Source organism: Mesobacillus maritimus (genome assembly GCF_044803185.1).
Classification (GTDB): Bacteria; Bacillota; Bacilli; order Bacillales; family Cytobacillaceae; genus Mesobacillus_B; species Mesobacillus_B maritimus_B.
Genome location: NZ_CP085225.1, coordinates 59,769 through 75,416 on the forward strand (window position 1 = coordinate 59,769; position 15,648 = coordinate 75,416).

The 15,648-nt window shown below is 39.8% G+C and carries 13 protein-coding genes and 2 tRNA genes; 13 read left to right on the plus strand and 2 right to left on the minus strand.

The features are described 5' to 3' along the window. Window positions 1–310: 310 nt before the first annotated feature. The 12 genes from LG336_RS00300 (at window position 311) to LG336_RS00355 (ending at window position 11,911) form a co-directional block, all read left to right on the plus strand. Window positions 311–955 (plus strand): 50S ribosomal protein L25/general stress protein Ctc, encoded by a 645-nt coding sequence (locus LG336_RS00300; RefSeq protein WP_404330651.1) that lies wholly within the window; start codon window positions 311–313, stop codon window positions 953–955. An 85-nt stretch (window positions 956–1,040) separates the two neighbouring features. Beyond that, window positions 1,041–1,601 carry an aminoacyl-tRNA hydrolase gene (gene pth / locus LG336_RS00305; protein ID WP_404330652.1) on the plus strand — a complete coding sequence of 187 codons (561 nt, stop codon included), beginning with the start codon at window positions 1,041–1,043 and terminating at the stop codon, window positions 1,599–1,601. Window positions 1,602–1,697: 96 nt separating this feature from the next. Next, entirely contained in the window at window positions 1,698–1,928 is a 231-nt protein-coding gene (locus LG336_RS00310) for an anti-sigma-F factor Fin family protein (RefSeq protein WP_404330653.1), read from the plus strand. Between the two features lie 136 nt (window positions 1,929–2,064). Next, on the plus strand, window positions 2,065–5,601 hold the full coding sequence (gene mfd / locus LG336_RS00315; protein WP_404330654.1) for a transcription-repair coupling factor: 3,537 nt from the start codon (window positions 2,065–2,067) through the stop codon (window positions 5,599–5,601). A 292-nt stretch (window positions 5,602–5,893) separates the two neighbouring features. Continuing rightward, window positions 5,894–6,430: a stage V sporulation protein T gene (gene spoVT / locus LG336_RS00320; RefSeq protein ID WP_404330655.1), complete on the plus strand. Its 537-nt coding sequence runs from the start codon at window positions 5,894–5,896 to the stop codon at window positions 6,428–6,430. 182 nt (window positions 6,431–6,612) lie between these two features. Next, the gene (locus LG336_RS00325; RefSeq protein WP_404330656.1) at window positions 6,613–8,211 is read left to right on the plus strand and encodes an oligosaccharide flippase family protein; all 1,599 of its coding nucleotides are present in this window, start codon (window positions 6,613–6,615) and stop codon (window positions 8,209–8,211) included. 13 nt (window positions 8,212–8,224) lie between these two features. Next, window positions 8,225–9,691: a nucleoside triphosphate pyrophosphohydrolase gene (mazG, locus tag LG336_RS00330; protein ID WP_404330657.1), complete on the plus strand. Its 1,467-nt coding sequence runs from the start codon at window positions 8,225–8,227 to the stop codon at window positions 9,689–9,691. A gap of 13 nt (window positions 9,692–9,704) precedes the next feature. Next, window positions 9,705–9,971, plus strand: a complete 267-nt coding sequence (locus tag LG336_RS00335) for an RNA-binding S4 domain-containing protein (RefSeq protein ID WP_404330658.1) — start codon at window positions 9,705–9,707, stop codon at window positions 9,969–9,971. A gap of 77 nt (window positions 9,972–10,048) precedes the next feature. Further along, entirely contained in the window at window positions 10,049–10,351 is a 303-nt protein-coding gene (gene yabP / locus LG336_RS00340; RefSeq protein WP_221870470.1) for a sporulation protein YabP, read from the plus strand. Next, complete coding sequence (gene yabQ / locus LG336_RS00345; RefSeq protein ID WP_404330659.1) at window positions 10,348–10,989, plus strand: spore cortex biosynthesis protein YabQ; 642 nt, start codon at window positions 10,348–10,350, stop codon at window positions 10,987–10,989. Before yabP ends, yabQ begins: the two co-directional genes overlap by 4 nt. Window positions 10,990–11,005: 16 nt before the next feature. After that, complete coding sequence (locus tag LG336_RS00350) at window positions 11,006–11,392, plus strand: septum formation initiator family protein (protein ID WP_404330660.1); 387 nt, start codon at window positions 11,006–11,008, stop codon at window positions 11,390–11,392. 78 nt (window positions 11,393–11,470) lie between these two features. Further along, entirely contained in the window at window positions 11,471–11,911 is a 441-nt protein-coding gene (locus tag LG336_RS00355) for a S1 domain-containing RNA-binding protein (RefSeq protein ID WP_404330661.1), read from the plus strand. Window positions 11,912–12,387: 476 nt separating this feature from the next. On the opposite strand, the gene LG336_RS00360 is transcribed toward LG336_RS00355, so the two are convergent. Both LG336_RS00360 and LG336_RS00365 read right to left on the minus strand, forming a co-directional pair. Next, window positions 12,388–12,459 (minus strand) — tRNA-Glu (locus LG336_RS00360). A 396-nt stretch (window positions 12,460–12,855) separates the two neighbouring features. Continuing rightward, window positions 12,856–12,929, minus strand: a tRNA-Met gene (locus tag LG336_RS00365). 192 nt (window positions 12,930–13,121) lie between these two features. On the opposite strand from LG336_RS00365, the gene spoIIE reads away from it, so the two are divergent. Continuing rightward, window positions 13,122–15,593 (plus strand): stage II sporulation protein E, encoded by a 2,472-nt coding sequence (gene spoIIE, locus LG336_RS00370; RefSeq protein WP_404330662.1) that lies wholly within the window; start codon window positions 13,122–13,124, stop codon window positions 15,591–15,593. The last annotated feature ends 55 nt before the right edge of the window (window positions 15,594–15,648 follow it).

The window sequence follows — 15,648 nt, forward strand, 5'->3', positions numbered from 1 at the left end:
ATTGGAGAGGAAGGCACGAAGACTCCTGCGGGAGTGCAAGGCCAAGGGAGACTCCGTAGGAGCGAAGCGACGAGGAGGCTCCCGGACTGCCCGCGAACCGCTCGTGCCTGGAGCGGAAATCAACAACTGCTTTTAACAGGGCATAATTACCCTACATAAGGTTCGACATTTACAGTATTAGGGAAGGCTTGCGTAACGCCAGCCTTCTTCTATTTCTCTTATTCCAACCAATTCATACGTTTAGATTTATCGTTATTAGGGCATTTTTTTAATGATAAGTCTAAATATGTAGTTGGAAGGGGACATATGAATGAGTGCTATATTAAAAGCAAGTGGTCGTAGTAATAATAGTCAAAAATCGAGTCTAAATAGACTCCGTGCCGAAGGGAATATCCCAGCAGTGATTTACGGAAGCAAAATGGAGAGTAAGCCCGTATATGTTGATAGTATCGAGTTTATTAAAACCATTCGTGAAGTGGGCAGAAATGGAATCATTTCACTTGATGTTGAAGGAAGCAAGACCGATGTCATGTTGAGCGACTATCAACAAGACTCGATTAAAGGAGATATCTTACACGCTGACTTTTTTGCAGTGAATATGAAAGAAGAAAGAACGGCTACTGTAAGGTTAGCTCTCGTTGGCGAAGCTCCAGGAGTTAAGGATGGGGGCGTGTTGCAGCAGGCTGTTCATGAACTTTCCATCACTGCGACACCAGCCAATATTCCACAGTCTATTGAATTAGATATCTCAAATCTTCAAGTAAGTGAAAATTTAACGGTCGGAGATTTGAAGAACTCTGGTGGAAGTTATACAATTAATGATGAGGACTCCTTAGTGTTGGTTACAATCCTTCCACCGAAACAGGAAGAAGAAATCAACTCTGGTGAAGAACAAGAACCGGGACATCCTGATAATGAAGAAGGTAGAGAAACTGAACCAACTACTGAAAGCTAGTAAAATAGACGTAACCTTATGGGTTACGTCTTTGTTTTAAAGATAGTAATAAGAATGATAGCGCCAGGATAAGGTGGGGAATAACATGAAGCTTATCGTAGGATTAGGGAATCCAGGAAAGCAATATGAAAAAACGAGACATAATATTGGTTTTGAAGTTATTGATCAACTTTCAGAACGATTGAATATTCCTTTGAGTCAAGCGAAGTTTAAAGGGATTTTCGGAGCGGGAGTTGTAAAAGGCGAAAAGGTTATCTTATTGAAACCATTGACCTATATGAATTTATCTGGGGAGTCAATTGGGGCAGTTATGAGTTATTACGATATCGAACTTGATGATTTATTGGTCATTTATGACGATTTGGACTTACCAACAGGAAAAATTAGATTGCGGCAAAAAGGGAGTGCTGGTGGACATAATGGAATTCGTTCCACGATTGCGCACACAGGAACACAGGAATTCAAGCGTATTCGGGTTGGAATCAGTCGTCCGCAAAACAGAATGCCAATAACAGATTATGTTCTTGGGAAGTTTTCAAAAGAGGAACAAATAGAAATGGATAAAGCCGTTCAAAGGTCATGTGAAGCATGTGAGGCATGGATGGATATTCCTTTTCTTCAAGTGATGAATGAATATAATCAATAACATATAAACTGGTTTCTCACATAGAATATGCATATGAATAAGTTCTCCCAAATCCGTAAATAATAGGCATAACAGGATGATTAGGGAGGGACACGCATGGCTATGCATTATTACTGCCGTCATTGTGGAACAACAATTGGTACATTAGATCGATTATCGGTCCAAAGTGAAAGTCTAGGTTTCCATAAGCTGACAGATGAGGAACGCCATGATATGATAAGCTATGAAAGCAATGGTGACATTCAGATAAAGTCAATCTGTGAGGATTGTCAGGAATCGTATGAGCGAAATCCAAGCTACCATGAAAATGACTATCTAATTCACTGACACGCTTTGGACGATTGTTCCAAGGCATTTTTCTGTTTCTATGTAAAACTAGTTTATGATAAATTTTTAGCTAGAGTTGATCTAGCTCCAGTGCCATATAAGGTCTGGAGCATTTCTTAGTGAGGGAGAGGTTGGAATGCAAGGGCTGAAAGCTCTTTTTCGTCAACAGGATGATGTCCATTCTGTTGTTTCTGGAATGGAAGTAGGCTTAAAGGAACAACTTGTAGCTGGCCTGTCCGGTTCAGCAAGAACTGTTTTTTTATCCTCAATTTATGAAAATACAAATCGTTCGATACTTGTCGTAACGCATAATCTGTTACAGGCACAAAAACTCTATGATGATTTAGTTAGTTTAATCGGGGAATCAGATGTTTACTTATATCCGGCGAATGAATTAATTGCTGCCGAGTTAAGTATTTCTTCGCCTGAATTAAAGGCTCAACGTATTGAAGCCTTAAACCATTTGGCCAGCAATAAACGAGGAATTGTTATTGCTCCTATGGCTGGTTTTAAAAAGATTCTGCCACCTAAGGATTTGTGGATGCGTTTTCAAATCCCATTCTCTGTGGGAGAAGAAATTGATGTTGAAACGGTTTTAAACCAATTTGTCAACATGGGCTATGTGCGTTCTGAGCTTGTCTCTGCTCCTGGTGAGTTCAGTGTTAGAGGCGGGATTATTGATATTTATCCATTAACGGCGGTAGATCCATATCGTATAGAATTATTTGATACAGAGGTCGATTCTATCCGTTCATTTTCGTTAGAGGATCAACGCTCTAAAGACAAGTTAACTAAGGTCATCATTGGCCCTGCTACTGAGAATTTACTAGAGTCCAGCCAGCTTGAAAGATTAATTTCAGGACTGGAAGCAGGTTTAGCAAAAAGCCTTAAAAAGCTTAAAGATGAAAAGGCAAAAAATCAACTTATTCAAAATATAGGACACGAGCTGGAACAGTTAAAAAATGGACAGAAGCCAGATCAATTATTTAAATACTTGTCCATCGCCTATGGACAACCTCAAAGTTTGCTAGATTACCTGAATACAGATGGATTTATTTTTATTGATGAAATTAGTCGAGTCCAAGAAATGAATGAATCATTAAACAAAGAGGAAGCAGAATGGTATACAAGCCTTTTAGGTGAGGGGCAAATTATCCATGATCTGCAACTCTCTCTCCATCTTCCGGATTTATTGCAACAATCAGTGCGGCCGATTGTCTACTCAAGTTTGTTTTTAAGACATGTTCCGAGTACCAATCCGCAAAATATCATTAATATTTCGTGTAAGCCAATGCAAAACTTTCATGGTCAAATGAATGTATTAAAAGCAGAGATGGAGCGATGGAAGAAAGGGAATTATACCGTCATCCTTTTAGGACCAGATGAAGAAAGAACACATAAGCTAGAGCGAGTTTTAGAGGATTATGAGATAGAGGCAATTCGAGTCCCGAATACAGACCCAATCATGCCTGAAAGAGCACAGATTATTCAAGGTAGTCTTAATTCTGGGTTTGAAATGCCAATCCAAAAAATGGCAGTAATCACAGAGGAAGAACTTTTTAATAAAAAGACGAAGCGGACGAAGCGTCGCCAAAAGCTTTCCAATGCTGAACGTATCAAAAGCTACTCTGAGCTCAAGGTAGGCGACTATGTTGTCCATGTAAATCATGGGATTGGGAAATACCTTGGGATTGAGACGCTAGTCATCAACGGTGTCCATAAAGATTATCTTAATATTCGCTATCAAGGGACAGATAAGCTTTACGTCCCTGTTGAGCAAATAGACCTAATTCAAAAATACGTAGGTTCCGAGGGCAAAGAGCCGAAAATCTATAAGCTTGGCGGAAACGATTGGAAAAGGGTCAAAAATAAAGTCCAATCACAAGTACAAAACATTGCAGATGACCTAATCAAACTTTACGCCGAACGAGAAGCGAGCAGAGGATATGCATTTTCTCCAGATGGCGACATGCAAAGAGAGTTTGAAACATCCTTCCCTTATGAGGAAACAGAAGACCAAATTCGTTCCATTCATGAAATCAAAAAAGACATGGAAAATGAACGACCAATGGACCGTCTTCTTTGTGGCGATGTTGGGTATGGGAAAACTGAAGTAGCGATTAGGGCTGCTTTCAAGTCAATAGCAGATGGCAAACAAGTGGCCTTGCTCGTCCCTACGACGATCCTAGCTCAGCAACACTATGAAACAATTCGTGAAAGGTTTCAGGACTATCCAATCAATATTGGACTTTTAAGCCGTTTTCGAACTCGAAAGCAACAAAATGAAACCATTAAGGGCTTAAAAGCAGGTACAGTTGATATTGTCATAGGAACGCACCGAATTCTTTCTAAGGATATTACTTACAGAGATTTAGGGTTGCTGATCATCGATGAAGAACAGCGGTTTGGTGTAACACATAAAGAGAAAATCAAACAGTTAAAAACCAATGTCGATGTTCTGACATTAACGGCAACGCCAATCCCAAGGACACTTCATATGAGCATGTTAGGTGTTCGTGATTTATCTGTCATTGAAACACCACCTGAAAATCGTTTCCCTGTCCAAACTTATGTGATGGAGTATAATGGGGGACTTGTGCGTGAGGCAATTGAAAGAGAACTTGCAAGAAATGGGCAGGTTTATTTCCTTTACAACCGGGTAGAAGACATTGAGCGGAAAGCAGAGGAAATTTCCATGCTTGTCCCAGATGCAAGGGTGGCTCATGCCCATGGGAAGATGACAGAAAATGAATTAGAATCGGTGATGCTTGGATTCCTCGAGGGGGAGTTCGATGTTTTGGTCAGCACAACCATTATTGAAACAGGTGTTGATATCCCGAATGTAAACACGCTGATTGTTCACGATGCAGATAAAATGGGACTGTCCCAGCTTTATCAATTAAGAGGTCGGGTAGGACGCTCAAACCGTGTTGCCTATGCTTACTTTACTTATCGGAAAGATAAGGTGTTAACGGAAGTAGCAGAAAAGCGGCTTCAGGCTATTAAGGAGTTCACTGAGCTTGGGTCAGGCTTTAAGATTGCCATGCGTGACCTATCCATTCGCGGTGCAGGTAATTTGCTTGGTGCTGAACAACATGGTTTCATTGATTCAGTTGGATTTGATTTATACTCGCAAATGTTAAAAGAGGCGATTGAGGAAAGACAACCCGATCATGAGCAAAAGAAACGGCCATCGGTTGAACTCGATTTGGAAATAGATGCCTATATTCCAGACAGTTATATTCAAGATGGACATCAAAAAATTGAAATGTATAAACGTTTCCGGGGTCTGACAACGATAAATGACATTGAAGAGTTAAAGGAAGAGATGGTCGACCGATTTGGGGACTATCCTCAAGAAGTAGATAATCTATTCCAAGTATCTGAGTTAAAGATCTATGCTGAAACGGCTGCGGTGGAAACCATTAAGCAGTCGAAACAAGAGATTGCTATTTATGTATCAGAAAGTGGAACAAGTCAGATTGATGGGCAAAAGATCTTTAAGATTAGTGATAAATACCGTAGGAATGTTGGCCTCGGTATGGATGGGAATAGACTAAAGATGGTCATTCATACAAAGGGACTTAAAAAAGATGAATGGCTTCATATTACATTTGAAATGGTTAAAGGGCTTCACGACTCTGTGAGAGAAGAGGAAAACTCAGTATCTTAATCAATCAATCGTTTGTGTTTGTAACATAAATGTAAAATGGAAAATGTTTCATTATTCAAAGACGAGGGTAATTCTATAAGAAAGGATTACTGGAGTGTTTATCCTTTTTTAAGACTACTTAAAATGGCGGACTCAGATAGAAATCTTGCCACTTTAGAGAAAATATTCTTGGATATGAATAGAACTTTCCAGATGAAAGATACTAAGTTCAATCATGGTAATGGTGGATAAATAAAGGGTTCAACCATCATTGTCCAAAAACAATCATCAGATGAAAGTGAGGCAACGTTGGATGAAAGCAACTGGTATTGTTCGTCGTATCGATGATTTAGGCAGAGTCGTTATTCCGAAAGAAATTCGGAGAACACTGAGAATTCGTGAGGGTGACCCATTAGAAATTTTTGTAGATCGCGACGGGGAAGTGATTTTAAAGAAATACTCCCCAATTAGTGAATTAAGTGATTTTGCTAAGGAATATGCAGAAGCCCTGTATGATAGTTTAGGGAATCCGGTTTTAATCTGTGATCGTGATACGTACATTGCTATTGCAGGTAGTTCCAAAAAGGATTATTTAAATAAAAACATCAGTGAACAAGTTGAGAAAACGATGGAGGATCGCTCATCTGTTTTAGTAAACCAGCAAGGAACAGTTGCGCTGGTAGATGGAATCGATGATACGATTTCTTCCTATACAATTGGTCCAATCATTGCAAATGGAGATCCAATCGGATCGGTCATCATTTATTCTAAAGAAGGTACGTTAGGTGAAGTTGAACAAAAGGCAGTAGAAACAGCTGCTGGATTTTTAGCAAGACAAATGGAACAGTAAGAGAAGTAGATAGATAAATCAGAGAAAGGGGATTGATTCCAAGAGCCATTTAGCTTTTGGGATCAGTCTCTTTTCTGTATGTAAGCAGGCCCAATCATGGGGCAGATTAGCTCTAGCCTACCGTTAATGGTCGCACTTTATGATATAATACATTCGATATTCAGAATGGAAGGAGTTGGGTAATGAAGTCTGTATCTGGGTCACAAGATCTTTTCAGGGGAGCACTGATTTTGACAGCAGCTGCCTTAGTGACCAAAATATTAAGTGCGATGTACCGTGTTCCCTTCCAAAATATCGTTGGTGACATTGGTTTTTATATCTATCAACAGGTCTATCCTTTTTATGGCATTATCCTTGTATTGTCTACACATGGATTTCCGGTTGTCATCTCTAAATTATATAAAGAGCAGCTTTCTTCAGGTAATCGGCAAGAGGCGACGAGGCTCCTATCGATTTCGTTATTTTTTCTAACGATCATTGGAGTATCTCTTTTTCTTACTTTTTTTCTAGGCGCCGATTTAATTGCGACATCAATGGGGGATCGGGATTTGGGCACGCTTTTTCGGGTGATGGCCTTTCCGTTTCTGTTGTTTCCGTTTATTTCCGTTTTTAGGGGGTACTTCCAAGGGGGAGGCAATATGATCCCGACGGCGGTTTCTCAAGTTGGGGAACAACTTATTCGCGTTATCACCATTCTCTCGCTTTCATACATATTGATTCAAAAGGGTTATTCACTTTATCTAGCAGGAAGCGGTGCGGTTTTTGGATCGGTGACAGGCGGATTTGTCGGTTTATCGATTCTCGGTTACTATTTTTTGAGATCCTCGGATGGTATCCTCCAAAATCGGTACAGCTTTAAAGAATTAGGGAATACAGCCATTCCTGTAATAAAAGCCTTGTTTATCCAGGGTTTTGCCATTAGTATAAGCGGCATGGTGTTGATTCTCCATCAGTTGGCAGATGCACTAAATCTTTATCAGCTATTATCTTCAACTGAAATGACAATTGAAGAGGCGAAAATAGCTAAGGGGGTCTACGATCGTGGACAACCGCTGATTCAACTTGGCACTGTAGTTGCAACCTCTATTGCCCTTTCCTTAGTGCCAGCCATTTCAGGGGAAAAACAGCGTCAAAAAACAATTGAAAATGTGCGATTTGCCCTGCAGTTGAGTTTACTAGTAGGGGCAGCGGCTGCTATTGGTTTGTTTAGTATAATTGAGCCAACAAATATTATGCTATTTGAAAACGCTAATGGTTCTTTTGTGTTAGCGCAGTTAAGTCTCCTTATCTTGCCTGGGTCGATGATGATCACCATTATTGGAATTCTACAAGGAATGAATCACTCCCTGTTTCCAGCTTTCATTGTCCTTGGCGGATTTGGTTTGAAATATATCATAAACTTTCTCCTTATCCCTTCTTACGGGACGTCAGGAGCAGCCTTCGCTAGTATTACGGCTATGGTAATCATGTTGATGATTCTAATCGTCAAGCTTCGGAAAGTGATGCAACAACAAATTCTCTCAACCAGCTTTATTCTAAAAGTATTGCTTATTTCTACGTTGATGGGACTATTTCTGCATCTGTATATAAAGGCCGTTCAGTGGCTCGTTTGGGAGCATCTTTCTGTAAGGCCGATGTCAGCCTTACAAGCCATTAGTGCTGTAATTCTAGGGGCTGTCTTTTATTTAGTGATTGTCATTAAAACAAGATTATTAGGGGAAAAGGAACTTTTAATGCTTCCATTTGGAAGTAAGCTACTGTTTTTGTTGCCTAAAAGATAGGAGTCGATTAATAATGAAGAAGATCATCGTAATTGGTCTAGGTGCAGGTGACCTAAATCAGCTCCCTTATGGAGTTTATAAAGTTTTAACAGAGGAAAAAAATATTTTTTTACGGACGAAGGAACATCCAATTGTAGCTGAGCTTGAGGAAATTGGGCATAGCTTTACCTCCTTTGATGATATATATGAAAAAAATAGTGAGTTTTCTGCTGTTTATGAAGAAATAAGTGAGACGCTGTTAGCGAAAGCAGAGGAAAGTAAGGTAGTCTATGGGGTCCCTGGCCATCCGTTAGTCGCGGAGAGAACCGTGCAATTGTTACTAGAGAAAGGAAAAGAACGAGGAATTGAGATTGAAATTGGCGGGGGGCAAAGCTTTTTAGATGCCATTTTTCAAGCGTTAAAAATCGACCCGATTGATGGCTTTCAATTGGTGGATGGTACAGCCCTTTCAAGGGATATGATCCGTTTGAATACACATACGATTATCGGACAAGTTTATGATCAGTTTGTTGCTTCAGAAGTAAAGCTTAGTTTAATGGAAAAACTTCCTGACGAATACGAGATAGCCATTGTTACAGCAGCAGGAAGTAGTGCGGAGAAAATTCAGTGGATTCCATTATATGAATTGGATAGGGCAACCGAAGTGCACAATCTAACCTCTGTGTATGTTCCGCCTGTAAAAGATGAGGAAGTTCTCTATCGTGAGTTCTCTACTTTCCGGCAGATTATTGCGGACCTGCGAGGCCCAAATGGTTGCCCTTGGGATAAAAAGCAAACACATGAATCGTTGAAAAAGTATTTAATTGAAGAAGCATATGAGTTAATCGAAGCAATCAATAATGAAGATATCGATCATATGGTTGAGGAGCTTGGTGATGTCCTTCTTCAGGTTATGCTTCATGCACAAATTGGCGAAGATGATGGATATTTTACAATTGAAGATGTCGTACAAGGGATCTCTGAAAAAATGGTTCGTCGCCATCCTCATGTCTTTGGAAACGTAGAAGCGGAGACAGAGGAAGAGGTACTTACGAATTGGCAGGAAATTAAACAACAAGAAAAAGGAATCACTCAAAAATCCATGCTAGAGGGAATTGGCAAAGGTCTGCCGAACCTGTTAAAGGCTAAAGAGTTACAAAAGGAAGCGGCTAAGGTTGGCTTTGATTGGCCGGATATTACTCCGGTGTTGGATAAGGTGAAGGAAGAATTAGTGGAATTACAAGAAGCAAAACAAATAGGCAATCAGCAAGAAATGGAACTAGAGTTTGGTGATTTGCTGTTTGCGCTTGTAAATGTTGCAAGACACTACAAAATAGACCCCGAAGAAGCCTTATTTAAAACCAATCAGAAGTTTAGTCAGCGTTTCAGTTATATAGAGGAAAAGGTTGCAGCAAGTGGACGTTCCTTTAATGACTATACACTAGAGGAACTAGATGCGTTCTGGGTTGAAGCAAAAACAAACGAAAAAGAAGGAAAATAGGAGTGGTTGGAGCATGAGATTAGACAAATTTTTAAAAGTGTCGAGATTAATAAAGCGGCGCACGATGGCAAAGGAAGTATCTGACCAAGGGAGAATTTTAGTAAATGGCTTAGCTGCTAAAGCAAGCACGAATGTAAAAGTGGGCGATGAGCTAACGGTCCGATTTGGACAAAGGGTGATAACAGCAAAGATTGAACGCATTCAGGAAACAACGAAGAAGGAAGAAGCTGCTAATATGTATACGATTGTGAAAGAAGAGCGACTTTCTGAATCAGAATAACTAGGCTTGTTCTATTTAGCCCTCACCATTCATACATATGTACAAACCGTGTATAACGCGATTGTGGGGGATTAAATATGAGCCAGTACTTTGAACCAAATCAACAAAAAACAAACACTCCTGAACATGATGTTATCATGAGGGGAAGGCGGACACTTGAAATTTCGGGTGTCAAACAGGTAGAAAGCTTTGATAATGAAGAGTTTTTGCTTGAAACAGTCATGGGTTTCCTTGCAATTAAAGGCCAAAACCTGCAAATGAAAAACTTAGATGTAGATAAAGGGATTGTCTCAATTAAAGGGAGAGTCTTTGACTTGATTTACCTTGATGATCAGCATGGGGAGAAAGCTAAAGGATTCTTTAGCAAGCTGTTCAGATGACGCTGACAACCCAGTTTCTGACCATGCTTTCAATGATTGGCATGGGTAGTCTTTTCGGTGCCTCACTTGATACGTACAGTCGTTTTTTACAGAGGCGGAAAAGAAAAAATTGGATTGTCTTTCTTAATGACATCCTATTTTGGATTCTACAGGGACTCTCCATATTTTATGTATTATTTATCGTGAATGAAGGAGAACTGAGATTCTACATCTTTCTTGCACTGCTCTGTGGGTTTGCAGCCTATCAGAGTCTTTTGAAGCGTGGTTATCTGAAGGTACTTGAATGGATTATTTCTGTTGCAATATCAACCTATAAAATTACCGTTAACCTTTTTAAGACTCTGGTCTATCAACCTCTACGTTTCTTATTGGTTTCAACTGTTTCCCTTTTGATTTTATTAGGAAAAGGGACTATCTCGTTATTGAAGACAATATTAAAAATAACATACTGGATTCTTAAGGTCGCATGGAAACCGTTTCAGCTGATATTCTTACTTTTTTGGAAACTTTTGCCGAAAAGGATTAAAAAAATCGTCGAGAGAATATATAATAAAATGGCAGGATTTACTCGTAAATTCCAGAATTACACTGTATCAATAGTAAAAAGGCTAAAGAACTTAAAAATTTTCAAAAAATAAGGAGGACCGCGGGGGAATGAATGCCATTAGAAAACGGAATATCTCTAAGTTAGAAAATGAGTATACGCAACAAAGTGAAAAAGCAGGAATAGCAGAAAAGAGAAAACGTAAAGTGCTATTCAGACGCCTCGCAGTCTTATTTGTGATGATTTCAATTATATCTGTCGTGATGATTTCTACCTTCATCTCCCGGACATCAGCATTAGAGTCAAAGCTAGATGAAAAGGAAAGGCTTGAAATGGAATTAGCAGATTTACAAAAAGATCAAAAACATCTTGAAGAAGAAATCGTCAAACTAAATGACGAAGAGTATATTGCTAAGTTGGCTAGAAGGGATTATTTCCTTTCGCAAGAAGGCGAAATTATCTTTAATTTACCTGATAGTAACGAAAAAGAGCGCTAATTGACACTCTTTTTCCATGTTCGGTATAATATATAATATGTTTGATTTTTTATACTTTTAAGGAGGAAAATTCTTTTTATGTCAATCGAAGTAGGCAGCAAGTTGCAAGGGAAAGTAACGGGTATCACTAATTTTGGAGCATTTGTGGAGTTGCCGGAAGGGTCAACGGGGCTTGTTCATATTAGTGAGGTCGCAGACAATTACGTAAAGGATATTAATGATCATTTAAAAGTCGGCGATCAAATCGAGGTAAAGGTTATTAATGTAAAAGACGGAAAGATTGGTTTATCCATCAAAAAGGCAATTGACAGGCCGGAAAGACCTGCAAGACCTGCAAGACCGGAAAGACCAGACTCAAAGCGTCAACGAAATGGTAGACCCAATGATAACCGCAATAACCGTCCTGAAAATTTTGAAACTAAGATGGCAAAATTTTTAAAGGATAGTGAAGATCGCCTCTCTTCTTTAAAGCGCCATACCGAATCAAAACGCGGTGGCAGAGGAGCTAAAAGAGGGTAACTTGCTGCTGAATATATTTATATAGATGCCTTTAAAGACAGGTCAATATTGATCTGTCTTTTTTGCAGCGAAAAACAGGGAACTCATCAGAGTCATGTAATATTGGGGATGTCTGAATAGCTAAAATACGATACGGTGTATAGTATTTATTCCTGGTAAGGGAATATAACATCTCTAACAGGGAATAAAAGGCTCAAAACAGGGAATAAAATTGCCTTTTTCAGAAAGAACAGGGTATTATGACGTAGTTTTCCATCAAAAATGGGGTTTGGAACAATAAAAATACCCCTCAAGAAAGTTCTTAACTAGTATAGGTAATTAGGTTTTGAAACGAAAAGGCACTTTTTTGTGGTCTATAAGTAAAAATAAAGACTTAATTATGCCTATTACCATACATGGTAGGGGTTATTTTATAGTTTTTACTCCAAATATAGGTTGTACAAAAAAAACACTGGAATATCCAGTGTTTTTTGCAATGACCCCTACGGGATTCGAACCCGTGTTACCGCCGTGAAAGGGCGGTGTCTTAACCGCTTGACCAAGGGGCCGTAGTAATGTTTATTAGCTCCAGTCCATACGTCGCTGAACAGTCGCCTTCGCATTTCATTGTCTAGCTGCAGCGCCTAGGGGCTTCCGCATTTCATTGTCTAGCTACGGCTCCTAGCGACTAGTGGACTTCACGCTTCTCCCTACGATAAGTCAACATCGAATCGCTTACGCTCTTCGTGTTTCCTTTATCTCAGTCGAAGCGCTCCAGTCCATACGTCGCTGAACAGTCGCCTTCGCATTTCATTGTCTAGCTACGGCTCCTAGCGACTAGTGGACTTCACGCTTCTCCCTACGATAAGTCAACATCGAATCGCTTACGCTCTTCGTGTTTCCTTTATCTCAGTCGAAGCGCTCCAGTCCATACGTCGCTGAACAGTCGCCTTCGCATTTCATAATAGCGGCGGAGGGAGTCGAACCCACGACCTTTCGGGTATGAACCGAATGCTCTAGCCAGCTGAGCTACACCGCCATAAATTAAAGCACAAAATCTATAATACTGAGATATTACCAAACTGTCAATAAAAATATGAAAGAAATTTGTCGGTATTTTACCACATAAACAGTCGAACGAAAATACAATACTTGTCCTTGATTTTGACAAAATTTTGACAACTATACTTTTATAATGAACAACAACAATAAAATGCAGGGAGTGTATGGGATGCAAAATGTAGAAAGGACTGTGGTAAAGCCTACGAGTGACGTTCGTCTTGACAAGCCGAGATTTAATTTCTCGAAACTGTTTGTCAAACTTCAGACATCCATTGAAAGCTTTTTCCTCAGAAAAGGATATATTTTTCTTTTTATCGGTTTTCTTCTAGGTCGCGCATTAATATTAGCAAAGCTAACACCTTTTAGCCTTCCCTTTTTTGCGGCCGTTTTCTTTATTCGTAGGGATCGTGCGCCAATTGCCCTCCTTGGACTTGTTGCTGGAGCGGCTACTTTATCTCTTGGGGAAGCAGCGTTTACGTTCGGAACCATTCTGTTGTTCTTAATTCTTTTCCGGGTCACGGGAAGATGGATGAAGAATGAAATAAAAGGGTTGCCACTACTAGTGTTTTTCACTATTTTGAGTATGGAAATGTCGAAAACTGCGATTGTAGAAGGCAATTTAACGGTTTATGGGAGTGCTATGGCCGGAATTGAAGCTGGTTTGGGTTTAATTCTAGGCTTCATATTTTTACAAAGCATCCCTTTATTAACTGTGAATAAGCGAAGACACTCTTTAAAGACAGAGGAGATTGTTTGTTTAATTATTATGCTTGCTTCAGTGATGACAGGGACAATTGGGTGGAGCTTATATGATGTTTCAATCGAACATGTCTTGTCCCGTTACCTTGTGTTAGTCTTTGCTTTTGTTGCCGGAGCTACCATGGGGTCAACGGTAGGAGTAGTGACAGGTTTAATCTTTAGTCTTGCCAATCTATCAAGTTTCTTTCATATGAGCTTGCTTGCCTTTGCAGGTTTATTAGGTGGCTTGTTAAAAGAAGGGAAAAAACTTGGTGTTGCAGTAGGTTTACTCGTTGCCACACTTTTAATCGGAATGTACGGTGAAACAGGGGAACCAATTGATAAGATGTTAATTGAAACAGGCGTTGCCATTCTACTGTTTCTTTTAACGCCTAGCTCATTAACTTTAAGAATAGCAAAATATATACCTGGTACCGCAGAATACTCCGCTGAGCAGCAGCAATATATGAGAAAAATGCGAGATGTGACAGCGCGTAGAGTGGCTCAATTCTCTAATGTCTTCCAAGCACTGTCCAAAAGCTTCTCCACAATTGAAGAGCAGACAGAAGGAGAAGAGCCAGACCGTGACCTTGACTATTTTCTAAGCAATGTCACAGAGAAGACGTGTCAAACTTGTTTTAAAAAGGACCATTGTTGGGCAAGGAACTTTAATACAACCTATGAGTTTATGAGCGATATTATGCATGAATTAGATCATACAGGAACGATTTCGCCAAAGCTGTCTCGGGACTGGGATAAGCATTGTACGCGTTCTAAAAAAGTGAACGACATTATGCAGCATCAGCTTACTTTTTATCAGGCAAATCGTAAGCTGAAAAAACAAGTTCAAGAAAGTAGAAAATTGGTTGCGAATCAACTGCTCGGAGTTTCAGAGGTAATGGGGGATTTTGCGAAAGAAATTCAACGTGAGCGGGAAAATCACCATAAACAAGAGGAGCAAATCCTTAGTGCTCTTCAAGAGTTTGGCGTCGAAATTGAAAATGTGGATATATACAGCCTTGAACAAGGAAATGTAGATATTGATATGACCATTCCTTACTGTGGAGGACATGGTGAATGTGAAAAACTCATTGCTCCAATGCTTTCTGATATTTTGGGAGAAACCATTCTTGTTAATTCGGAAGAATGCGCAACCATTCCGAGCGGGGTATGTCAAGTAACCTTCAGGTCTGCCAAGGCCTTTGCAGTTATGACAGGAGTAGCACATGCGGCAAAGGATGGAGACCTCATCTCTGGAGACAGTTATTCAACCATTGAACTTGGTGGCGGGAAGTATGCAATTGCAATCAGTGATGGCATGGGAAATGGGCAACGAGCCCATACGGAAAGCCAGGAAACGCTCAAGCTTCTTCAGCAGATTCTCCAATCTGGGATTGAAGAGAAAGTGGCCATTAAGTCAGTCAATAGCATTCTTGCTTTAAGGACTACAGATGAGATTTTTTCAACGCTTGATTTGGCTATGGTTGATTTGCAAAATGCATCTGCTCGTTTTCTAAAAATTGGTTCTACGCCAAGTTTTATTAAAAGAGGAAGTAAGATTATTAAAATTCAGGCGAGCAATTTGCCAATGGGAATTTTGCAAGAATTTGAGGTTGATGTTGTCAGTGAACAGATGAAAGCAGGCGACTTGCTGATCATGATGAGTGATGGTGTGTTTGAAGGTCCGAAGCATGTAGAGAATTACGATTTGTGGATGAAGCGGAAGATTAGTGAACTTGAAACGAATGAGCCTCAGGCAGTAGCCGATTTGATTATGGAGGAAGTGATTCGCTCGCGTTCAGGGATGATTGATGATGATATGACGGTGGTCGTGGCGAAAATTGATCATAATATTCCTAAATGGGCTTCCATACCTGTTCAATCGATGCTCAAGGAAGCATAAGGTTTATTTTATGTATTAATAGTATAATTTATTCCCCATAAGTCGAAAATGGTAA